The organism is Sphingobium lactosutens (assembly GCF_013393185.1).
Classification (GTDB): domain Bacteria; phylum Pseudomonadota; class Alphaproteobacteria; order Sphingomonadales; family Sphingomonadaceae; genus Sphingobium; species Sphingobium lactosutens_A.
In genome coordinates this window covers 118,241-139,475 of record NZ_QJQX01000085.1, presented here as the reverse complement: position 1 = coordinate 139,475, position 21,235 = coordinate 118,241, and the positions used below count along the sequence as shown (strand labels likewise).

The 21,235-nt window shown below is 60.1% G+C and carries 20 protein-coding genes and 1 pseudogene; 7 read left to right on the top strand and 14 right to left on the bottom strand.

Annotated elements, in window-relative coordinates; genetic code table 11:
* Nucleotides 1-91: 91 nt before the first annotated feature.
* The 5 genes from DM806_RS27040 to DM806_RS26710 are packed head-to-tail and all read right to left on the bottom strand — an operon-like array spanning nt 92 to nt 3,403.
* Nucleotides 92-295, bottom strand: coding sequence for a hypothetical protein (locus tag DM806_RS27040; protein ID WP_218647676.1), 204 nt, complete (start codon nt 293-295; stop codon nt 92-94).
* A 46-nt stretch (nt 296-341) separates the two neighbouring features.
* Nucleotides 342-1,451, bottom strand: coding sequence for a flavin monoamine oxidase family protein (locus DM806_RS26725; RefSeq protein WP_179046177.1), 1,110 nt, complete (start codon nt 1,449-1,451; stop codon nt 342-344).
* A 33-nt stretch (nt 1,452-1,484) separates the two neighbouring features.
* The gene (locus DM806_RS26720; protein ID WP_179046176.1) at nt 1,485-1,967 is read right to left on the bottom strand and encodes a DUF2938 domain-containing protein; all 483 of its coding nucleotides are present in this window, start codon (nt 1,965-1,967) and stop codon (nt 1,485-1,487) included.
* Nucleotides 1,968-1,979: 12 nt separating this feature from the next.
* Nucleotides 1,980-2,654 (bottom strand): cupin domain-containing protein, encoded by a 675-nt coding sequence (locus DM806_RS26715; protein ID WP_179046175.1) that lies wholly within the window; start codon nt 2,652-2,654, stop codon nt 1,980-1,982.
* Between the two features lie 5 nt (nt 2,655-2,659).
* A complete protein-coding gene (locus DM806_RS26710; RefSeq protein ID WP_179046174.1) occupies nt 2,660-3,403 on the bottom strand; it encodes an SDR family oxidoreductase in 744 nt (247 codons plus the stop codon).
* Nucleotides 3,404-3,532: 129 nt separating this feature from the next.
* Here DM806_RS26710 and DM806_RS27920 point away from each other — a divergent pair.
* Nucleotides 3,533-3,694, top strand: a pseudogene (locus tag DM806_RS27920) (LysR family transcriptional regulator); the annotation flags it as partial.
* Nucleotides 3,695-3,718: 24 nt separating this feature from the next.
* Entirely contained in the window at nt 3,719-4,453 is a 735-nt protein-coding gene (locus DM806_RS26705; RefSeq protein WP_256869527.1) for a LysR substrate-binding domain-containing protein, read from the top strand.
* A gap of 187 nt (nt 4,454-4,640) precedes the next feature.
* Here DM806_RS26705 and DM806_RS26700 read toward each other — a convergent pair whose 3' ends face one another.
* The 6 genes from DM806_RS26700 to DM806_RS26675 all read right to left on the bottom strand — a co-directional run bounded on the left by DM806_RS26700 (nt 4,641) and on the right by DM806_RS26675 (nt 9,657).
* Complete coding sequence (locus tag DM806_RS26700) at nt 4,641-5,144, bottom strand: Hsp20/alpha crystallin family protein (RefSeq protein ID WP_179046172.1); 504 nt, start codon at nt 5,142-5,144, stop codon at nt 4,641-4,643.
* Between the two features lie 55 nt (nt 5,145-5,199).
* Nucleotides 5,200-5,694, bottom strand: a complete 495-nt coding sequence (locus tag DM806_RS26695; protein ID WP_179046171.1) for an Hsp20 family protein — start codon at nt 5,692-5,694, stop codon at nt 5,200-5,202.
* 1,092 nt (nt 5,695-6,786) lie between these two features.
* The gene (locus tag DM806_RS26690) at nt 6,787-7,599 is read right to left on the bottom strand and encodes a phytanoyl-CoA dioxygenase family protein (RefSeq protein ID WP_179046170.1); all 813 of its coding nucleotides are present in this window, start codon (nt 7,597-7,599) and stop codon (nt 6,787-6,789) included.
* A 35-nt stretch (nt 7,600-7,634) separates the two neighbouring features.
* On the bottom strand, nt 7,635-8,327 hold the full coding sequence (locus DM806_RS26685; RefSeq protein ID WP_179046169.1) for an EthD domain-containing protein: 693 nt from the start codon (nt 8,325-8,327) through the stop codon (nt 7,635-7,637).
* A gap of 15 nt (nt 8,328-8,342) precedes the next feature.
* The gene (locus DM806_RS26680) at nt 8,343-9,197 is read right to left on the bottom strand and encodes a sugar phosphate isomerase/epimerase family protein (protein ID WP_179046168.1); all 855 of its coding nucleotides are present in this window, start codon (nt 9,195-9,197) and stop codon (nt 8,343-8,345) included.
* Nucleotides 9,184-9,657, bottom strand: a complete 474-nt coding sequence (locus DM806_RS26675; protein WP_179046167.1) for a VOC family protein — start codon at nt 9,655-9,657, stop codon at nt 9,184-9,186. The genes DM806_RS26680 and DM806_RS26675 overlap by 14 nt, the downstream gene beginning before the upstream one ends.
* Nucleotides 9,658-9,863: 206 nt before the next feature.
* Here DM806_RS26675 and DM806_RS26670 point away from each other — a divergent pair, with 206 nt between their 5' ends.
* Both DM806_RS26670 and DM806_RS26665 read left to right on the top strand, forming a co-directional pair.
* Nucleotides 9,864-10,670 (top strand): helix-turn-helix domain-containing protein, encoded by an 807-nt coding sequence (locus DM806_RS26670; RefSeq protein ID WP_179046166.1) that lies wholly within the window; start codon nt 9,864-9,866, stop codon nt 10,668-10,670.
* 453 nt (nt 10,671-11,123) lie between these two features.
* Nucleotides 11,124-13,427 carry an arylsulfatase gene (locus tag DM806_RS26665; protein WP_372859806.1) on the top strand — a complete coding sequence of 768 codons (2,304 nt, stop codon included), beginning with the start codon at nt 11,124-11,126 and terminating at the stop codon, nt 13,425-13,427.
* 43 nt (nt 13,428-13,470) lie between these two features.
* On the opposite strand, the gene DM806_RS26660 is transcribed toward DM806_RS26665, so the two are convergent.
* The gene (locus tag DM806_RS26660) at nt 13,471-14,232 is read right to left on the bottom strand and encodes a TetR/AcrR family transcriptional regulator (protein WP_179046165.1); all 762 of its coding nucleotides are present in this window, start codon (nt 14,230-14,232) and stop codon (nt 13,471-13,473) included.
* Between the two features lie 59 nt (nt 14,233-14,291).
* Nucleotides 14,292-16,049, bottom strand: coding sequence for an FAD-dependent oxidoreductase (locus DM806_RS26655; protein ID WP_372859804.1), 1,758 nt, complete (start codon nt 16,047-16,049; stop codon nt 14,292-14,294).
* A gap of 229 nt (nt 16,050-16,278) precedes the next feature.
* Here DM806_RS26655 and DM806_RS26650 point away from each other — a divergent pair, with 229 nt between their 5' ends.
* Nucleotides 16,279-17,100: an SDR family oxidoreductase gene (locus tag DM806_RS26650; RefSeq protein WP_179046164.1), complete on the top strand. Its 822-nt coding sequence runs from the start codon at nt 16,279-16,281 to the stop codon at nt 17,098-17,100.
* Here DM806_RS26650 and DM806_RS26645 read toward each other — a convergent pair.
* A complete protein-coding gene (locus tag DM806_RS26645; protein ID WP_179046163.1) occupies nt 17,082-17,543 on the bottom strand; it encodes a VOC family protein in 462 nt (153 codons plus the stop codon). The two genes, DM806_RS26650 and DM806_RS26645, sit on opposite strands and share 19 nt — an antisense overlap.
* 213 nt (nt 17,544-17,756) lie before the next feature.
* Between DM806_RS26645 and DM806_RS26640 the strand changes: the two genes are divergently transcribed.
* Nucleotides 17,757-20,585, top strand: a complete 2,829-nt coding sequence (locus DM806_RS26640; RefSeq protein WP_179046162.1) for a TonB-dependent receptor plug domain-containing protein — start codon at nt 17,757-17,759, stop codon at nt 20,583-20,585.
* A gap of 66 nt (nt 20,586-20,651) precedes the next feature.
* Nucleotides 20,652-21,035 carry an EthD domain-containing protein gene (locus DM806_RS26635; protein WP_179046161.1) on the top strand — a complete coding sequence of 128 codons (384 nt, stop codon included), beginning with the start codon at nt 20,652-20,654 and terminating at the stop codon, nt 21,033-21,035.
* The last annotated feature ends 200 nt before the right edge of the window (nt 21,036-21,235 follow it).

Sequence of the window (21,235 nt, the reverse complement as noted above, 5' to 3'; positions counted from 1 at the left end):
AAAACAGACAGTCAGCATCCGAGAAGCAGAAATGGAGGGCTGAGCGTCCGGGAAGGGTCGGATTGTGAAAAAATCCGCCGTGCACTGACAATCACGCGCCACCCTGCGCCACCGGCTGCTTTCGCCCGGCAAGGATGAAGGCGGCTTGGCCGCGAACAAAGTGCTGGGGGACAATATGCAGTCTACTTTCCAGAGCACCGGCGGGGCAGGTAAGAAACAGGCCCAGTGCGGTACCCGAGAGCGTGCCAAGCGCGGCACTGGCCGTAGTGAGCATGGTTCGCCATGCAATCATCATCTAACCTTTCTATCACCTGGCGGGGGTCGTGCGCCAACATACGCCATCAGCGCGCTGACCCCGCCATCCGCCTGAGCGTCGCGGCCACGACGAGTTCAGCCGCAGTCACCGCGCCTGCGAGATAGCCAGCCTCAGATGGACTCGTCTCGCTCCCGGCTAGCGACAGTCTCTCCTGCCATTCACCCGACACCCATGGCGCGGTGCTCGGGAGGATGTGGCCCGCCGCGCTGCGGTCAGCTTCGGTCGCGGTCAACGAGTCGGCGGCCCAGTCCTTGAGAAGCGTCGACTTCAACGCACGTGCATCTGCTCCGAAGACGCGCGCGAACTGGTCCAGACAGGCGCGCGCTAGCGCATCTTGCCCAAGCAGCGCGCGCTGATCTGCCGCGACTCCAAGGAAGCCGAACAGCGCCGCACCGCTAGATGCGGTCGTCGCATCATGTATTTCCACCATCGGCCCCACCATGCTTTGCGCGGTGCCCGACAGGCCCGCATCGCGCCAGAATGGGCGATCGTAGAGGGCGAAGAATTTAGCATGCGGCGCCATCCATGTGGGCGTTGCGCGCCAACGCTCCGTATCGCTGACATCCGGTTCTGGCGAAAGGGCTATAGTTGCTTCGAGCAGTCGAGGGGGCAGGGCGGCGATCACCTGTTGTGCGATGATGCTCTGCTTCGATCTATTCGTCAGATTGATGCTCAGCTCGACGCCTCCTGGGGCCAACGTCATGGCGCTCACGCGCGCGCCGAGTAAGATCCTGTCGGTCGGCAGATCGCGTGAGAGCGCACGCACCAGCGCCACTGTGCCGCCGGTCAGACGCATGCTCTGCTGTTCCTGAGCTGTGCCGCGATAGCGCTGCAGTGCCTCACGAGACATGCGCTCGAAGATGACGTCGCCATCACTACTCTGGCAGAAGGCTGAAAGCTCGAGTTCCGCGACCAGTTCGGCCATGGCTGGCTGCATGTGCGGCCGATACCAGGACGGGCCAAGATCGAACCCGTCGTCGCAAGGCTGACCGTGTTGATCCACGGACAAGATGCGGCCGCCCAGACGATCGCGTGCCTCAATCAGCACATAATCGATACCGGCTGCCTGCAACCGCCGCGCAGCATGGAGGCCGGCGAGGCCCCCTCCGATGATGCCAACCTGTCTTTGCTTCATTTCACACCTTCACGGAAGGGATCAGCATGCCGGTCACAGTCTAGAGAGCAGCAGGGCTGTCCAGAACATACCAATGCCGAAGACAGAATGTCCCACAAGGCTCTTCAAGCGAGCGACGTTGGGCTTGGGAGTCTTCGAGCCGGCGACACCTGAACCCATGCCGGGCATCATGATGAAATAGGGCGCGACCAGAAGTGTCCAGGACACGAGCAGCGGCGGCAGGATCGTTGGTCGCGCGATCCATGGTGAGCCCCAGATGGCAAGCAGGATCAGGCCATAGGCCATGCCGATGAGATAATGCGCAGCCCACCCGATCGTCGTCTCGCCGGCGACGGGCTTAACCGCCGCCATGCTCGCATGGGCAAACTGCCCTTGTGGCATCGTGCCGATCCAGCGGCCGACCATCGACCAATTCATACCGGGTATCTGGAAGGTCCGCGTCAGAAACAGCGCCCATATGTCCAGAACAATAGTGCCGCCGACGCCAATTAGCGCCGCCTTGATCAAGTCATCCATTCTTCCTCTCCATTACGCAAACGCGCATACATCTTCGTGCCGCAGCGGAGCCCATTTCAGCCATATCTGTGCGCCGTGGGGTACGGCTTGTGCATGAAGCGGCTCACCGGCCGGGATGCGGAGCCAGCCCATGCGGCGCAACATGTCGCCCTCGCTCTGAATCGTTCCGTCAACGACGAGCAGTTCCAGTCCTTCCGGGTTCATGAGGACGATTTCCGCTCCCGGACTCCACTGCTCCAGCACCACATGTTCGGAAGGGCTCTCGAACAACATCCGTGATTGCGCGACGCCTGAACGAGGGCGAGTTGCTTCTCCCTCGCGCGGCTGCCGAACGATGCGCTGCCGATCACTCGCACTTAACTGCCATAGCTTCACGAAGATGATGCAGCCCACATCGCTTTTCGGTGCATGTCCAGTGCCGGGCGGATTGCGGATGTAACTGCCTGCAGGGAAGTCGCCGGTTTCATCCTGGAACACGCCGTCCAGAACGAATATCTCTTCGCCACCGGGATGCTCGTGGCGGGAAAAGCTGCTGCCTGGCGCATAGCGCACGATCGAAGTGGCCCGCGCCTGTTCCTCCCCGATGCGGAACAGCATGCGGCGCTCGACCCCATTCATCGGGCTGGGCATCCAGTCCAGTTCGTCCGCCTGAACGGAGGCTCGGCTGGTCAGATCAGCGTTCAGCATCCTGGTCACAACTCCGCCCTGCCGCCATCGACGACTATCTCCGCACCGAGCATGTAACTGGATGCATCACTGGCCAGGAACAGAACAGCAGCGGCGATCTCCTCTGGCTTGCCCATCCGACCGAGCGGCACCTGCGCGCCCATGCGCTGCGAATAAGCGCGAAAATCCTGCTCGCTCTGGCCGCTGCCGCGATGGATTGGCGTTTCGATGGAGCCGGGGCTGACGGCATTGACGCGGATCTTGCGATCCAGCAGTTCAGCCGAGAGCGTGCGAGCAAAAGAGCGTACGGCCGCCTTGGAAGCCGACAATATGGCGCGGCCGGGCGCCCCAACCTGGTTGAGCCAAGAGGTGTTGAGGATGATGGATCCGCCTTCGCGCATCAATGGCAGCACGGCTTGAACGGTGAAGAAGACGCCTTTCACATTGACGTCCATTATTCGGCTGTAGCTTGCCTCGTCGGTGCTTCCAATCGGGGTGCCCGCCGCGACGCCAGCATTGGCGAACAGAATGTCGATCGTGCCGAAAGTTCGTTCAAGTTCGGCGCGCATCAACATAAGATCATCGATGGAAGAGACGTCACCGCAAATCGTGAGAACATCGGCGCCGAGTTCCGCTTTGGCGCGCTCCAGCTTCGCGCCGGAGCTGCCCATGATGGCGACACGCGCACCCTGGTCGCGCAGCAGCGCGGCGGAGGAGAGACCAATGCCGCTTGAGCCGCCGGTCACCAGCGCTGTCTTGCCGTGGAGCATTTCGTCCGATCCTCATTGCCGCTTGAGTTGCTCAAATGAGCGAAGGCAGCGGACTGGGCGAGGCAAACGGCCGACATCGCAAAGAAAGAAAAACTTTGTCGGCGTGCCCGGTCGCGCTATTCAGGCATCATGCGATTTCTAACCCGGCTTAAATCTCTGCAGGCACTGGAAGCGTCCGCTCGCCATGGCAGCTTCGTGGGTGCCGCAACCGAGTTGGACGTAACCCCCGCAGCCGTGGGACAGCTTGTTCGGTCTCTGGAGGACTGGGTCGGTTACCCGCTATTCCGACGCACTCGGACCGGCTCAGAGCGGCTATTGCCGGCCGAAGAAGCGCGGGAGGCGCTGGAGGACATATCTCAGGGCCTCGATCTGCTTGAATCGGGGCTCAAGAAGCTGCGTGGGCGGAAAGCCCGATCGGTGGTGATAGTGACAGCGTCTCAAGCCTTAGTCGCCAACTGGCTTCTCCCCCGACTGGAAGATTTTGTAACGGCGTGCCCTTCGATCGATGTCCGACTGGATGTGTCAGACCGCGTCATCGATCTCGCCCATGGAGAGGCGGATCTTGGAATACGCTGCGGCTTGGGTCAGTGGAAAGGCGTCAAAGCGACCCATCTCATGGCCGAGGAGATCATTGCAGTTTGTCATCAGCGTTTGGTGCCAGTGGGGGAACAGCCAACGGCAGGGTGGATCGCTGACCAGACGCTTATTCACGACGGCACACCCCATCCAGGAGGTGAGTTTCCTAGCTGGGCGGAATGGCTTGCACGTGCGGGGTCGAACCGGATGCCGTCGGATCGGGGGTTGAAAATCAATTCGACCGCTGCCGTCATTCAAGGCGCTATTGCTGGGCAAGGTGTGGCGCTCGTGCGCAAGGCCCTGGTCGCCCAGGAGCTGGACAGCGGCCGTCTCGTGCATTTGCTGCCTCAGCAACACTGGCCGGTGAAATGGGCTTACTATGTTGTGGCTTCTCCAAAAGCATTACGGCGATATGAAGTGAGCGCATTTCATGACTGGTTGGTCGAGGTCGCCCATGCCGCTGACGAATCGTAGTCTGGTCAAATGCGAAACGCTCAACCCTCACCCCCAGACTATTCATGGTAAAACCGGTCGGTCTGCAGCTGAGAGCAGAAAAATAGGCGTTGGAGGGCGGGAACGGATCGAAAGCGCTTCACGAGTACGCAGTGAAAGTACCGCGAAGAAAGGGCGGCGTGCCGCGCAAGGCGGCACGCCTGAAGAGTCAATGCTGTGTCTGCGGCGCGCCGATCTGGATCCTGCGCCCCTTGTCCGGCGCATCCGATTTCGGAAGGCGCACGGTCAGCACGCCGTCTCTGAAATCAGCGCCGCAATGTTCTTCGTCCGCGCCCGCCGGAAGAGCGATGGATCGTTCGAAGCGGCCGTAGAAGCGTTCCGACCAGCCCCGGTCCTTGTCTTCATGCTCGCTCTTCTTTTCGCCCCTGAGGGTAAGGACACCATTATAGATCGAGAGTTCGATATCCTTCTCGTTCATGCCGGGTAGTTCTGCGGTGATCGTCACCTGGTTTTCACTCTCCTTCACCTCCAGACTGGGCCAGCCTGGGCCAGACAGAGCGCTTCCACCCACCATGGGCGTGCGGAAGAAGTCGTCAAAAAGCCTGTCCATCTCCCGATGCAGCTGAGCGAAGGGGCTTTGTTCCCTCTGCTGGTACGTCGCAGGCGCCGTATTCTCCTGCCGGCGCCACGGAACCAAATCACGCATTGCCATGATTCATCTCCTTGGTTTGCGGGCATTCATCGCTGCATGTTTAGCGGCGACCATTTTATTGCCTTCCCTCTAGCTGAAAGCCGTCGTTCGCGATTGCCGGGGCGGCTTGCGGTTGCGCGTGGTCGTCATTCATCGAACTGATCCGGATTTTCCGTGGCTTCATAGCCTCCGGAATCTCGCGCATCAGTTCGATCGACAGCACACCGTCCTTCAAGTCTGCGCTTCTCACCTGGACGTGATCGGCGAGTCCAAAGCGGCGCTCAAAGTCACGCGCGCCGATGCCACGGTAAAGCACATGGCCTTCGTCGCCATCGCTCTTACGACCGGTCACCAAGAGCATGTTCTGCTGTGTCGAGATTTCGATCTCGTCCTCACGGAAGCCGGCCACTGCCAGGTCGATGCGGTAGCAATCCTCACCTTCACGGACGATGTTGAAAGGCGGATAGCCTTCGCCGACACTCGCGGCCAACCCGTTTTCCAGCAGATCGAACAAGCGATCGAACCCCACGGTCGACATTCGAAACGGGGTAAAGTCAAAATTGGTCCTCATATCCAAGTCCTCCATTGAGCAACAAGTCTACGAAGATGCGCCCGAGAGAGCGGGCGCTCTCCATACCGGACCCTGCCGGCATCCGGCAGCGGTTTATCTGGTAAGCCCTGGTAGTTTTTCAAGGCCCTCGATCTAGCGAAAAAACGCCTGGCTTTGAAGCCCTTGAGGGTTGAACGGGAATGGCAAGCGAGACGAATTCTCCGAAGTCGCCCCGCCTGCCATTTCATTTATGCATCGATATTAGACCGCCTCTCATCGAGGCAGGAGATCAGACGCCCACTGTTCCATCTGCCGCTCCACGGCCTGCGCCAGCATCTGCAGGTGCGCCATTCGGGGGCCGTCAGCCTGTCCGTTGGCCTTCAGCGTAGCCTTAGCCCGCTTCAGCCGGGTGTGCTCCTCGCTGAGATACGCCAGAAATCGGTGCGACATGGCTCAGCGCGCGCTCCCGTCGAGATGCCGCAGTGCGTTCATCATATCATCCACCGAGAAGGGACGCCGTACCGTAGGCTGCTTCCAAAGGGCGGGCTTGCCCTCAACCGCGTGAGCATCGGAGGCCCACGAGGCCAGAATGGATCGCTTTACCTCTGGCTCAAACTGGGGATGGTGAACCACATCTAACGGGTATTGAAAATGGGAGAGGGACATTGCTTTGCCTCCTTTCTTCCTATCCTCTACCTTTAGCGGCCGATAAGGGCCGCCACGAAAATTATGCTCTTCGCCGATGCTGTTCAAGATCCGTGATATGAATAGGTCAGCGACCGAAAGTCGAAGGCTGGGACATAAACTTGAGCCAGAGCACAGCAAACCGGTGAGGCTAACCCCCTACCCCATTAAAGAGCTGACGGTCAGCAGCTGGAAAATAGAATCGGCCACTTGGATGGCAGAAATGGGGCGGAGGAAGTTTCCCGCTGCCAAACTGCATCAGTATTCGTCGCCATCGATGCTCGGGGAAACTTGCTGCGCTCTGCCGAACACGACAACTTTAGGCACGAGAGGGACGTCACCTTCGAGACTGGTAGTGCACGGGTGGATTCGAGTGCCTGCCATTGAGCCGAGCTTGCCGTGCGGGACGCACGGCCGGTTGTGGCGCCGTTAACCCACCGTGGGGAAGCGTTCCTCATCGAGCGTATTGAGGAGAGTCAGTGAGCTCGTGTCGAATGACACAGACGGTGCGCCGGTCCAACGCGCATCGGCGGGGTTGAGCTGAACAAGATACGTCCAGCGGGGCCCGTCGGAGACATTCTTGCCTGCGGAGTGAACGCACATGTCGGAATGAACGGTGACGTCGCCCGCCGACAAAGTCAGATATCCGGACGAGGGGCATTCCTCGATCAAACCCGGATAGGCATCCAGCAGATTACCCTCACCATAGGTGCGATAATCGCCCATCACGCCGTGCCGGTGCGATCCGTCTAGAAACGCCATGGTTCCCTTGTCGGGCGTCATGTCGATAAGCGCGCTCCAGAAGACCATGCCGCCCGAGCGGTCCGAAACCTGGGCGGCAAAGTCCTGGTGCCAGTCGGATCGGCCATGGCCGTCAGCACGGTTCGACGGCAGTTTCACGCCGAAACTATCCTTAAAGTAACGGATGCCGGGTGAAACCTTGAGGTCGCGAAGGGCAACGGCGCTCTTGCCGAAATGGCGGATGATGGGTCCGAAGAGGGGATGATGGGGCTGCTGCACGGCTAGCGAATTGAAGAAGGAGAATTTGCCCGGATTGGCGCTAGTCGCGCCATCTTCGCCCATCCTCTCCTTCGCGTATGACAACAGGACATCGACCGTCGCTTGGGGGAGGAACCGTTTCAGCCTGACCCAGCCATGCGACTTGTAATGAGCAATCTCCTCGGCCGTGACAGACCGGAATGGTTCAGCGCTGTTGTTCGATGTGGCAGTCGTGGTGACCATGATCCTTCTCCCACAGATATGAATAGGATTGTATGTCAGTGATCGGTGCGTGTGCTGATCGCGACCGGTGCCCAGTCGGCGGGAGGGACGCGTTCCCCGACCCAGAAGATCGGTCTTTCCTCGACCAGTATGCCCTCGACCTGCCGCTTGCGTCGGTTCGACCATGCATCGAGAAAGGTGGGGAGGTCCGCCCACCAGCTCGTTTCCACCGCCTTGCAGGGACGGCCGGAAAGCGCCGCCCCCTCGGACAGCGCCCGATGATAGCTGAGCCGCACGGGCTTGATCTCGCCCATGGTAGGGGAGGGGGCGCCGTCGGTCAGTTCTTCGTCCGTTACATCGTCCAGGATGAATATGGCCTTGAGCAGCCCCGCGCATTCTTCGCGCGGGGGAGCGGTAACGGTCATCTCCTCTTCCAGCATAAGCGACCGGTAGCGCGTCACGTCCATGAAGCGGTCGCTGTCGTGAAAGGCGCCGTCGCGGAAAGCGATCGAACTGTGCATCCCCTGGAAAGCCGCCAGATCTCTGAACCACAATTCGGGCACGCCGTCAGCGAAAGGGATCATGCCGTCCACGTCGATGGCGAGCCTATGGTTCTGGACATAGGCTTGCAGGATATCCGCATGGGCCAGCCGTAGCGCCAGCCCACGATGCACCGTACGCCAGTGCAGCCGAAAGGCATCGAGCGGCATATCCGGCAGCCGCTGTAACATGCCCATGATCTTGATCATGCCTTTGTTGTCCTGTCATCTCGTGGGCGTGACGCTGTCGATCAGCGTTCGAGAGCGCTCCACGGCTATGCGGGCGCGATTCCGCGGTGGCACGCCCTGTTTAACGCGCGTGACCGACGGCACCTCAACATCCAGTGGTGTCGACGCAGGGAGCGCGGTGTAGATGGCGTGGAGCGGCCAGTCGCCGTCACCAGGCAGTTCACGATCCTGCCCTTCCCGACGATAGTCACCGGTGACGTCAAGGCCGTGGCCGTCACAAATCTGTGAATAGCTAAATTGGTCCGCCGGGATAGCCGCGACATCTTCCGCCGTCCCGCCTGTACGGATCAGGTGCAGCGCATCGAGCGCGATGCCGATATTGGTGCGGCCGACCTGACTTACGAACCAGGAGGCACGCTGGATCGAAGCGCAGGCGGGGGTCAGGCCCATGAATTCCAAACCCAGCTTCAGGTCGAAGCGCGCGGCTTCGTCGCACAGGCGTCCCAGCGTATCGAGCGCGCGATTGTCGTCACCATCGTGGATGTGCGTCACCATCCTCTTCGCGCCGACTTCCGCGCCCACAGCTAGCGATTTGCGGTAATCCTCCAGATCGAGCGTTTCCGTCACCGGGAAAAATTCGATGTTGCCCACACCAACGCCGTTGGCGCGTAGTGTTGCAATGAACTCTGCCTGATTGCCGCAATCAACCAGCGGATATTCGGTGAAGCTGGCGCCTGGGATGGGGATCCGCGGCGCATGGGTGAAGATGCACACCGCCTCGCACATGTTTTCCGCCGCGATCTTCACCAGGTCGAAGACAGAGGATTCCCGCACAGTCAGGTGATGAAGCGCCAGCGGGCGCGGCTTTGCCTCCACGTCAGAACGGGCCATCCGCGCCTCCCCACCAGCGCTCGAAGCGCGGCTTGGCCGCCAGGTTCACCAGTTCGATCAGCATTCCTTCCCGCGGCGGTCGCAGATAAGCGAAGGTCCCAAAGCCCTGGTGGGGCGGCAGCGCGGATACGACGACACTCCAGCCCTGCGCCAGCATTGGCGCGGCAGCAGTGCTGACCTCCTCCACCCAGATACCCAGATGATGGGCGTTGTGCAGTTCCGGATCATAGATCGACCCGGCCGGGCCTTTCTGGATTTCCACACGTTGCGGGCCGTCCGCCGAATAGGCAACCTCAAGCCGGATCTGGTGCACGTCACGGTCGGGGGTCCAGATCGTAAGCGCCTCATAGACGTAGGGCTTTGCCCAGCGGAGGCCTAGTGCCTCGGACAATGCCGCCATCTCTGATGCGACATCGCGAGCCAGATAGCCAGTATGGAAGATATTCTGGAAGCGTACCACCTTCGCGTCTCCTCGAGTCTTATTATGTATCGTGTGATACATTTTATTCGCAAGAAAATTTTTGGTGTACTCGCTATTCTGATAAATGGAGTGGCAAGGCGCCTTGTTGAACCGCATCTACGTAGCACGTAAAACATTTTCTACGTTCGTGCGCATTGCTCAAGATTGCGTCGGCTGGGAGTCGGGACACGGAGGATCAAACTGCCATGCGGTCGAAAAACGAGAAGGTTCTAGTGCAGGATCAATGCTTTTTGATGACGCGCAGAAAAACGGCAAATCGTGCATCCCGTGCCACGATCTTGATCATCATCGCTGCGGCTGAAAAGCTATTTTCAATGCGCGGGATCGACAATGTTTCGATGAGAGAGATCGCTTTTGCGTCTGGCCTGAAGAACACCAGCGCGGTGAACTATCATTTTGGTGGGAAAGAAGAACTGGTTCAGGCCATATCACATCATTATACGCTCGAGTTCGAGAACGTCAGGGCTCGCATGATGGATACTGCGCGGACGACAGGAAGAATTTATGATTTGCAGACCTTGCTGGAGATATTGGTTCTGCCTTATCTCTCAATTGTGGGGCCGGGCAGGTCGCACAGATATGCAAAATTCCTCTCGCAAGTGACACTGCGGTCGGCAGATGCGCGCACGTTCTATCCCTTTCTGGATGATGCTGACAAACCAGCACCCATTTGCAAGTCCTTGCTGCAGCACCTTCGCGACCGGATGCCGCATCTTCCGGAAGAAATCTTCCGGCTGAGGGTTCGTGGGGTCATCAGGATTTTTGTTGGTGCAGTCGTAGGCTGGGACAATGCTGACGTCGACAATGGATCGATACCATCGCTGGAGAACACATTGATAGACGCGCTCAGTCAGATGACGGCGGCTATCTCCGCACCTTTTCATTATGAAGACGGGCGATCGCTATTCATGTTGGCGGGCGATGAAGGCGGATTTCACGGGCCTCACGATTTGGTTGGTGGGCGGGAGCGACAGTCTGACTTCGAGGTGTAGTCAGGTGCTCCTCGTTGTAATGCACCTGGCGGCGCCGAGGTCGACGAAAAACAATCGCTATGATTGAAGAAATTCGGCATAGAAAATCAACATCAGCATGTGGCGACCAGTGACCAGTGACCAGTGACACGGGAGAGTGCTCCGGATTCCGGGCCAACTGGGATCGCCCACCTTCATAAAAGTATATCGTGCATTATAATTGTTGCGATAACATAATCGCCGCGTTATATGAAATGTGTGGCGGGGGAGTGAGATGCGGGACCGAATAACATTGGGGATCGCCTCCTTAAGCAACGAACACAGCCGATACCCTGGAGGATAGGTGCGCCCAACATCGATCACGCGATCGCCCGGAATTCGGGTCGGTGATCGTTCAGCTCCAGTCATCCTGAATGCCCACTCCTCAATTGTGCGGACAGGGCATCCTCTTTCATGGCCTCCGAGGAGAGATAAGTGCGGAAACTTGTAAATGGTCCGCGAGCCGCCAGCCTGACGCTCGCCCTATGCCTAATTAGCGCAGCGGGAACCGCCCAGCAGACGGGGCATACACCAAATACCTCTCCTAAGCCGGAGTGGCCTGCGCAGGTGAAGGCGCCTCAAGGTGCACCCAATATCTTGCTTATCATGACTGATGATGTGGGCTTCGGTGCGACCAGCACATTCGGCGGTCCGGTGCCGACACCCACCTTTGATTCTCTTGCCGAGGCTGGGATCCGCTACAACCAGTTCAACACCACCGCCTTATGCTCACCGACCCGTGCTGCGTTGCTCACAGGGCGCAACCCCCATGCTGTGGGCATGGGCAATGTCACCAATCTTTCGACTGCTTATCCTGGCTATACGTCGATCATCCCGAGATCTGCCGCTACGGTGGCTGAGGTGTTAAAGGATGGTGGCTACAGCACTGCGATGTTCGGCAAAGGCCATATCACGCCGGATTGGGAACAGAGCCAGGTCGGGCCATTCGATCGCTGGCCCACCGGCCTTGGCTTTGAATATTTTTACGGTTTCTTGAATGCCGATGCCAGCCAGTTCGCGCCGGCGCTGGTGCGCAATACCACGCCCGTCGATCCAGCCACGGGCAAGCCCGACTATGTGTTGGACAAGGACATGGCCGACGATGCCATAGGCTGGATCGATCAGCAGAAAACGCTTGCACCCGACAAGCCCTTCTTTGTCTATTACGCCCCCGGCACCGCGCACACTCCTCATCATGCGCCCAGAGAGTGGCTGGAAAAATTCCGCGGCAAATTCGACAGCGGCTGGGATAAGATGCGTGAGGAAACCTATGTGCGGCAAAAGCGCATGGGCATCATCCCCGCCAATGCCCAGCTGACTCCACGTCCTTCGAGCCTTCCGGCCTGGAACTCGCTCAGCCCCGATCAAAAGTGGCTCTATGCCCGCCATATGGAGGCTTACGCCGCTGCGTTGGCCTTCGCCGACGCGCAGATTGGCCGCATCGTACAGCATCTGAAGGATAGTGGCCAGTTCGACAACACGCTCATCATCTACATCCAGGGTGATAATGGCGGCAGCGCCGAAGGTACGCTCGACGGCTTGATGTACGAGCAGAGCGCGCTTGCGCGCGCGACCGAGGCGATGGATTATAAGCTCGCCCATATCGATGACATCGGCACTGGCAAGCTCTACGCCCATTATCCTGCGCCTTGGGCCTGGGCGACCAATGCGCCGTTCCAATATTACAAGCAGGTTGCTTCTCACTTCGGCGGCACGCGCAATGGTCTGGTTATGAGCTGGCCCGGCCATATCCCGGCGGGCGGGAGTATGCGGTCGCAATTCCATTTCGTGACCGACATCATGCCCACCATGTTGGAAGCGGCTGGCATCGCCGAACCCAAGGCCGTCAATGGCGTAGAGCAACAGCGCATGGACGGTGTCAGCATGAACTACAGCTTCTCTGCCCCCGGAGCACCGTCGCGTCGCACAACGCAGGTGTTCGAGATGATGCAGAATATGGGCATCTACAAGGATGGATGGTTTGCCGGGACGACGCCGGCCCGGCCCCCTTGGTTGACCGGCGCCAATGTCGCAACGCCTGTCGATCAGCGCGAATGGCAGCTCTATAATGTCGCCAAGGATTATTCTGAAGCGCGTAATCTGGCCGCCAGCAATCCTGCCAAGCTTCAGGAGATGAAGGATCTCTTCTGGAAGGAAGCAGCCGCGAACAATATTACGCCCATCCACAATTCTACTATCGGAGAGGGAAGTGCAGGGCGTCCATCGCTGACCGAAGGGCAAACGAAATTCGTCTATCGGTCACGCCTGCGACGCGTGGCGCAAGATACCGCCCCGCATATTATCAACCGCTCCTTCGCGATCGATGCGGACATCGTAGTGCCGGAAGGGGGCGCAGATGGCGCAATCATCGCGCAAGGCGGTCAATTCAGCGGCTATAGCTTGTCGATAATCGCTGGCAGAGTGGTGTTCACCTATAATGCGGTCCCGCCACGCATCTATATGCTGGCCGCTCCAAAGCCTGTCGTGCCGGGCCAGCATCATATCGCCTTCGACTTCCAATATGACGGCGGCGGGCCGATCAAGGGCGGTACCGGACGGCTTTCGATCGATGGGCAGAAGGTTGCAGAAGGGCGCATCGACCATACGTTGCGATGGATTTCGCATACCGAAGGACTCGACATAGGGGCTGACACGACCACGCCTGTCAATCCAGAGCAGCAGTCACCGGCGGAATTTACTGGCCAGATCAATGCCGTGAAAGTGACCTTGAAGGAGTGAGGGGGGCTCCCCCTCATTCTGGCGCGGATGAGGGCTGGCGCAGCTATGCCTCTATGGGGAAGACATAGCTGCCTTCGTAAGCGGCGGGCGCGCCGACGGCCGCCGTAATTTGCTCCAGAGTATCCAACACCAACTGCCGTAGCGTGAGTGTGGCATAGCCCTCGCGCGTGCTTTCCCATCGGATGAGCATGCCGCAGAAGCTGAGCGAGGCCATACCTGCCCGACGGACCGCAAGGTTCGGCGGCAGATAGTTTAGCCGCTGTTTCAACAGAGAAAAAAGTCGATTATACGCCGGGGCGATGTCGCCCTGCGAGAACGGATGCGTTATGCCTGCTGATCCCAGTTTGGTAAGATACTGGCTGAGGAACGCGGCGTAGCTATATCTGCCCGCCGCACTTCTCGCCGAAAGATAAGGCAAGCACAGCACCTGCATCAGCCCCCTGACGTCGAGAAGCCGGCCTTCCTCTTCCAGCCGTTCAAGCATGGCCAGGCGCGCGGGTTCAAACTGCCGGCCGCGATACTCGAAAATCGCCTGGATCAAGGTCTCCTTGTCACCAAAATGATATTGCGTGGCATTGCTGTTCAATTGCCCAGCAGTTCCGGCTATTTCCCGCAGCGACACGGCGTCGACACCCTTTTCGCCAAACAGGGTTTCGGCCGCCAGCACGAGCTTGATGCGGGTGGCGATAGCCGCCTGTTCGCGTGGTCCGGGTCGGCGGGGCGCGAAGAGACCATGTTTTTGTATCACAGCCGAGTCCTCAGCCGGCGATGCTGCTTCTGTCATCAGCGCATCTTGATCGATCAAGTCCCGTTTGCAAGTCTCGGACTGCGGGACGAGCCTTTCATCGCAGCTTTATCGCCGGGTCACATCGCCTCTTCTTTGGCCGGCATTTCATCGACGATTTTTCCCGCCACATGGCGCCCGGCCACATAGCCGAAGGTCATGCCGGGGCCTAATGTCGCGCCAGCACCGGGATAGGCGCCGCCGAATACACTCTTCTGGTCGTTGCCGACGGCATAAAGTCCCTTGATGGGTTGCCCGGCTTCATCGATCACGCGAGCATATTTGTCGACATTGATACCGGCGAAGGTCCCAATTTCGCCTGCGAACATTTTGATCGCATAATAAGGGCCTTTTTCTAGGGGGCCGAGGCATGGATTAGGCCATTTATTCTCGTCATCGCCCTGGTAGGCGTCATAGTCATCCGCCCCGCGCTGGAAATCGGGATCAATGCCCTGCTTGGCAAAGCCGTTGAAGCGCTCCACCGTCTCAACCAACGCCTCAGGATCGACGTCAATCTTCTGAGCCAGTGCAGCGATAGTCGGTGCCTCGATCAGATAGCCGGATTTGATGTAGTTCTTTCGCGGCAGCGGGCTCGGACGCACTCGGCCCATGCCCCACTTGTCGATCGCGGCCTTGTCGCCGATCAGCCAGCAGAAGCCAAACTTGTCGCCGCGCGTCGCCTCGATGATCTGTGGCACGAAGCTGGAATAGGCGCAGCTTTCATTGCCGAACCGCTTGCCATGACGGGTGACGCAGATGAAGCCGGGCTTCAGCCGGTCGACCAAATGAGGCCATACACCCTTCGGGCCCTCGATGTTGGGCTGAACCGATGTCGGCATCCATGCCCCCGCGTTCGACACGTCGCTGCCGAATACGCCGCCCACGCCTTCGGCCATGCGTGCGCCGTCGCCGGTGTTGCCCGGATTGGCGACGGAGCGCGGCGTTCCGTCAAAGGCGTTGGGCGGATAGGCTTCCCCGCGCCGCTTGTTGTCATAGGGAAAGCCGCCGCTGCCCAGGATCACGGCATGTCTGGCCACGATGCGGCGCGGTCCGTTCGGGCCATCGACTATGGCTCCGCGCACGACATCGCCTTCCTTGATCAGGCTTTTGGCTGGGGAATTGAGCAGTATCGGTATGTCGAGTTCGAAGCAGCTTTGCGCCAGGCGCGTGATGAGCGCCCCGCCGCGGACCACTCTCCGTGCGCCTCCGTAGATGGCGGTCTGGACCAGGTGCAGCGCCATTTTGCCTGCGACCGCCAGGAACGCCTTGGGCGAACGGCCAGCCTTGAAGAATTGCTGCATTTCGACGGACGAGCCGATGGCGAAGCCAAGGAAGAGCAATTGCGGCAGCTGGCGCTTCAGTTCCTTGAAATGCTTGCCCAGCTTCTTAGCGTCATATTCGGCAGCGATCAGCGACCGCGTCTTGGCCGCATTCGGATTCTTGAAATAATAATCAGGATATTCCATCCCTTCGAACTTGACGTGCGTTTCCCGCTCCAGAAATTCGACCATTTCCGGGCCATATTTCAGGAAGGCGTCGATCCGGTCGACCTCGGCATAATTGCCCGCCTCCTGCAGAATATAGGTGCGCACCTTTTCCAGGCTGTCCGGTTCGCCCAGCTTCTGCTGGATCGCGGGCGAATGATGATTGCCCGGAATCCACAGCATGCCGCCCGACGTCGCCGTGGTGCCGCCGAACACATCCTGCTTTTCCGCAACGATGACCTTCATGCCGGCCTTGCGAGCGGTAACCGCAGCGGTGAGCGCGCCACCGCCGCTGCCGATGACCAGAACATCGCATGTGAGATCGCCGTTCAGCTTGTCTCCCTCGCCCGTCACGCACTCTCTCCTGTGATCCGTTTGTTCCGACGCGTCAGCGGTATCGCCATCCGCATCATCGGCCAGCTTTCCATTGACGCCTTCAACCGGCCGTGGAAAAACAAGCCATCTGGCTTGAATATGCCGAGAAGGAGCGGATGGCAATGGCTAAGCGGCAATTTGTAGCACGTGCTATATATATTCGATCAGGAACGTCGACAACTCGCGTGCAGCACGGATTCCGCTTGTCATGAGCGGGCGGCTGACGGGCAAGGTGGCGCTGGTCACGGGCGCGGCCAAGGGGCTGGGGGAGGCGGACGCGCGCCTCTTCGCCAGCGAGGGCGCTCAAGTCGTGCTGACCGACGTGGACGTGGATGCTGGAGAGGCTCTCGCCCGCTCAATCGGCGAGCGAGCGCTGTTCTTGCCGCACGACGTATGCGTGGAAGAACGATGGGCCGCCCTGATTTCCGAAATCGAAAGCCGCTATGGCGCGCTCCACATATTGGTCAATAATGCGGGCATTGTGGAGTTGGGATCGCCGGAAGGCATCGATATGGCGGATTATCACCGGATCATGGCAGTTAGCGTCGACGGGGTGGTGCTGGGTTGTAAATACGCCATTCCGGCGATGCGTCGGGCGGGCAGCGGATCGATCATCAACATGGCGTCGATCGCGGCTGCTCAGGGCGAGCCAAATGTGGCCGCCTACAGCGCGGCGAAAGGAGCTGTGGATGCCTATTCCCGCTGCGTCGCCGTTTATTGCGCGCAGAGCGCGCTCGCCATCCGGTGCAATTCGGTGCTCCCCAACGGGATCGACACGCCGATGGTTTGGGCGATGCCGGGCAAGCGCGCAGACGCCGGGGCCGAGTCGCGGCTGTTGCCCGACGTTCCGGGCGGTCAGAATGAGCGCGGCGTGCCAGAGGATATCGCCTCGCTCATCCTTTACCTCGCCTCCGACGACTCGCGGTGGATCAACGGCCAATCCTTCGTCGTCGATAATGGCGCGTCGATCACGAAGGGCGTTATCCCGCCGCGAAGGCCCTGCCCGGCTGATCAGGCGCGTAGGGCGTAAGGATGAGTCGGATCGGAAATTTCCATCAGCTCGAAGACGTTGCCTTCCGGGTCGCGCCCATAGGTAGCCCGGTACGGACCCTTCAGCCCGGGCGCGCAATGGAAGCGCACGCCCGCTTCGCTCATCCGGGTGAACTCCGCATCGATGTCGTCCACCACGACGGCGATATGGGTAAGGCCCGCGTCTGACACCGGCCTGTCGGCATCATTGGGAGTGGGCGGCGGCGAAATATACTGAAAAAGTTCAAGATAGGCATGGCCGAGCCGTAGAACCACGTAGCGGGCGGAAGAGTTTTCCAGCCCGGTGAGTGCGTCATGGCGGTCGCTGCCCGCCGCCCATTCCCGTTCCGTGACCAGTTCGAAGCCCAGCATCGAGCGATAGAAATCCAGCATCCGGGGAAGGTCAGTCGTTGCAATGCCGGCGTGGTGAAAACCGAGGATCATGATTTCAAAGCCTTTTCCCTGTGGAAGCCAGGTCGCGCCCGGCGAATGCCGCCTTTCTCCATATGCGACAAAAAAGATGCAGGCTCCTAAAAACTAGCACTCACACGCTTTTTAATTTGGCGCGAGTGATAACGCGGGCTAAAAAGAGGTGCGGTCATTGGCGGTAGGTCGGCATAGCGACCCTCGTCACGGATCTTTTAAGGGAGGATGAGGATGCGAGGACTTCGTTTCCTGCTGTGCGCGACCACTGCGATGGGTTTTGCGACAACAGGCCATGCCCAAACCGCCACGGCTACACAGCCTGGTGCGCCTGCGACCAGCACACCCGCCCCGGCGACCGAGCAGCCCGTCAGCATCGCCGACATCGTGGTCACGGGCTCCCGTATTGTGCGCGATGGCTATGATGCGCCGACACCCGTCAGCGTCATCACCGAACAGGAAATCCGGCGCGGAGCGCCAGTGACGGTCGCCGACTATGTCAATCAGCTTCCCGCGCTTCAGGCGTCCAACTCGCCGCGCACAGCGCTGGCGACCACCGGCGGGGGGCTGGGCGGCGCGAACCTCATGAACCTGCGCAACCTGGGCTTTGCGCGCACGCTGGTGCTGTTGAACGGCCGCCGCGTGACGCCTTCTACCGTGACCAACGCGGTCGATGTGAACACCCTGCCGCAGGGCCTTGTCTCGCGCGTTGACGTGGTGACGGGCGGCGCTTCGGCCGCCTGGGGCTCCGACGCGGTCAGCGGCGTCGTCAACTTCATCCTGGACACCAAGTTCAAGGGCCTGAAGGGCGGCATACAGGGCGGCATCAGCGAGGTCGGCGATGCGGAGAGCATTTCCGGCGACCTTAGCTGGGGCACAGGCTTCAACGATGATCGCGGCCATGTCGTGTTGAGCTTCAACGGCGCCTATCAGGGCGACGCATGGCTGCGCGACCATGACTGGTACAAGGGCTACAAGATATTGACGCCCAACCCGGCGGGATCGCCCACGCGCCTGGTGTTGCCAAATGCAACGGCCAACCTGACCGGCACCGGCTTGATCATCTCCGGCCCGCTGCGTGGCACGTTATTCGATGAAAGCGGCGGCGTCGCGTCGACCGCCTTCCCCTTCGGCCCGGTGGAGATCGGGCTGTTGCAGGCGGGCGGAACGCAGAATGCGGACCTCAGCCTCAACAACCTTCAGATCGCCGCGCCACTGAAGAACCTGTCGCTCTATGGCCGGGTCAGCTACGACTTCACCGACGACCTGTCCGGTTTCGTTGAAGCATCCTACGGCTATTCCCATTCCACCAACTATTCGGGAACCTTCTGGCGCGTTGATTCCGAACCAATTTCGATCAACAACGCCTATCTGCCGTCTTCCGTGCGGGATCGCATGGTCGCGGCGGGCATCACCAGCTTCAACCTGTCGCACATGAACCAGGACATCGGCATTCCTCAGGCGGACAATACCCGCCGTCTTGGCCGCGTCCTGGTCGGGTTCAGCGGGTCTCTGGGCGACAACTGGAAGTGGGACGTGTCCGCTCAATATGGCGAGTCCCGCATCCGCAACGCGGTCAACAACAACATCATTCCGTCCCGCGTGCTGGCGGCCATCAACGCCATTGACGACGGGGCCGGCAACATCATATGCGCCGATCCCGCCGCGCGGGCGGCGGGCTGCGTGCCCTACAATCCGTTCGGCAGCCGAGAACTGACCGCTGCGCAACGAAACTGGATGACATTCCGGTCGCTGGCGCATGTGCGGATGCGGCAGTTCGTCGCCGGCGTGAACATCCAGGGCGACCTGTTCGACCTGCCCGCGGGCGCGGTTACGCTGGCAGCGGGTGCGGAATTTCGGCGCGACAGCGGCGGCGTTATCGATTCCGATCCGATCGCGTCGCAGCCCGCTCCGATCGCCTATGTATCGAACCTACGGCCCTATCGCGGTACCATCAACGTGAAGGAAGGCTATGCCGAACTCGCGGTACCGGTGCTAAAAGACAGCGCGCTGGGCAAGTCGCTCGACCTCAACGGAGCCGTTCGCTACACCGATTACAGCACCAGCGGCGGGGTGACGACCTGGAAGATCGGCGGCTCCTACTCGCCGATCGACGATATCGAGTTTCGCGTCACCCGCTCGCGCGACATTCGGGCGCCTAATATCAGCGACCTGTTCCTCGCCGGAACATCGCTGGTTCAATTCGTGACGGACCCTTCCGACCCCATCCAGGCGGGGCGCACCGTCACCGTACTTCAGACAACCCGGGGCAATACGGCGCTGGATCCGGAAAAGGCGCTCTCGCTGACGGCGGGTGTCGTTCTCCGGCCGAGCTTCCTGCCCGGCTTCTCCGCATCGATCGACTATTATGACGTGAAGATTTCCGATGCTATTTCGGTGACGTCCTCGCAGCAGATCATCAACTTCTGCGCGGCTGGGCTCACTACCTTCTGCTCGGCGCTCACCCGTAATGCGAGCGGGGTGCTGACCGATGTCAGCGTCCAGCCGTTCAACGCCCGCACCGAGCAGGCGCGCGGGGTCGACATAGAGGTCGGCTACCGGATACCGGACCTCGGCGGTGGATCGCTCGATCTGCGCGCGCTCGCCAACTATGTCGACAAGTTGGAGATCGTGAGCGTCAATCCCAACGGCACGACGTCGATCATCACACGGGCGGGCGAAGCGGGCAACAATTTGGGCTCCTTCCAGGGCTCTCCGCACTGGCGGGGGCTGATGACGGCGACCTATGCCAAGGAGCCGTGGACGGTGCAGCTGAAGGGTCGCTTCATCGGCGCTGCGAAGATGGAAACGGACTTCGGCCCGAACGACATCAACCGCAATCATGTGCCGTCGGTCTTCTATCTCGACGCCTTCGCGTCCTGGGACATGAAGGTCGGCAGTGGCAAAGGTCAGTTTTTCGTCGCGGTGGACAATGTGCTCGACAAGGCCCCGCCCGTCGTCGCTTCGCAGGACCCGCTCAATAATCAGGGCGCAGGCACCAACCTCGTCATCTACGACGCTATCGGGCGCAGCTACCGGGCTGGCTTCCGCTTCCAATTCTGATTTCTCCCGAGCGATGGCGCTTCTGCCGTAAAGGGAAGCGCCATCGTTTTCTTAAAGAGCTGCATCATGCTGAAGGTCATGGGCCAGATCGTCCGCAGACCGGACCTGTCCCTAGATGCGTTTCGGCTGCATTGGCGGACCACTCATCGCGGGCTAGCGTTGCGGCTGGCGCATTCGGGGCTGCTGCGCGGCTATGTACAAAACCATCGGCTGGACATTGATGTCGAGGGGCTCGTGCCGGTCGCGGGTGCGCCGTCGCGGAGGGAATGCGCGAGCTTGCTGAAGGCGATGCTGTTTGTGCAGGAGGACGCGGACATGCTTTCACCAGGCGATGCGGTGCGGTTCAGTGTCCACCGCCGGTCCTCCGCCGAAGCAACGGTGCCCCTGTCCAGCCATGCCCGTGTCGAGACGAGTTGGTGGCGTTCACTCGACGATTTCGCCGCCGCGTAGGAACGCAGGGCGATGCGGGAACCGCTGGATGGCATGTTGGTCGAGGAGCGGCCAGTCTTCTGGCCTGGCGACCATTATTCCCGAAGCGGACTGGACGGTTCTGGCGGAGAACCGCCCTCGCCCTTCACCTGGGCAGACGGAATAAAAAAGTCCACGTGGCTTGTAATTTTCCCCGACCCATGGCATCATCATTGGGTCGA

Coding starts and splice junctions, on each gene's coding strand:
- DM806_RS26710 (WP_179046174.1), bottom strand. CDS start 3,403: ATGCTCCACGGCAAGACAGCGCTGGTGACCGGCGGCTCAAGCGGCATT.
- DM806_RS27040 (WP_218647676.1), bottom strand. CDS start 295: ATGATGATTGCATGGCGAACCATGCTCACTACGGCCAGTGCCGCGCTT.
- DM806_RS26720 (WP_179046176.1), bottom strand. CDS start 1,967: ATGGATGACTTGATCAAGGCGGCGCTAATTGGCGTCGGCGGCACTATT.
- DM806_RS26725 (WP_179046177.1), bottom strand. CDS start 1,451: ATGAAGCAAAGACAGGTTGGCATCATCGGAGGGGGCCTCGCCGGCCTC.
- DM806_RS26690 (WP_179046170.1), bottom strand. CDS start 7,599: ATGGTCACCACGACTGCCACATCGAACAACAGCGCTGAACCATTCCGG.
- DM806_RS26685 (WP_179046169.1), bottom strand. CDS start 8,327: ATGATCAAGATCATGGGCATGTTACAGCGGCTGCCGGATATGCCGCTC.
- DM806_RS26700 (WP_179046172.1), bottom strand. CDS start 5,144: ATGGCAATGCGTGATTTGGTTCCGTGGCGCCGGCAGGAGAATACGGCG.
- DM806_RS26670 (WP_179046166.1), top strand. CDS start 9,864: ATGCGGTCGAAAAACGAGAAGGTTCTAGTGCAGGATCAATGCTTTTTG.
- DM806_RS26645 (WP_179046163.1), bottom strand. CDS start 17,543: ATGATCCTCGGTTTTCACCACGCCGGCATTGCAACGACTGACCTTCCC.
- DM806_RS26680 (WP_179046168.1), bottom strand. CDS start 9,197: ATGGCCCGTTCTGACGTGGAGGCAAAGCCGCGCCCGCTGGCGCTTCAT.
- DM806_RS26650 (WP_179046164.1), top strand. CDS start 16,279: ATGAGCGGGCGGCTGACGGGCAAGGTGGCGCTGGTCACGGGCGCGGCC.
- DM806_RS26715 (WP_179046175.1), bottom strand. CDS start 2,654: ATGCTGAACGCTGATCTGACCAGCCGAGCCTCCGTTCAGGCGGACGAA.
- DM806_RS26635 (WP_179046161.1), top strand. CDS start 20,652: ATGCTGAAGGTCATGGGCCAGATCGTCCGCAGACCGGACCTGTCCCTA.
- DM806_RS26640 (WP_179046162.1), top strand. CDS start 17,757: ATGCGAGGACTTCGTTTCCTGCTGTGCGCGACCACTGCGATGGGTTTT.
- DM806_RS26695 (WP_179046171.1), bottom strand. CDS start 5,694: ATGAGGACCAATTTTGACTTTACCCCGTTTCGAATGTCGACCGTGGGG.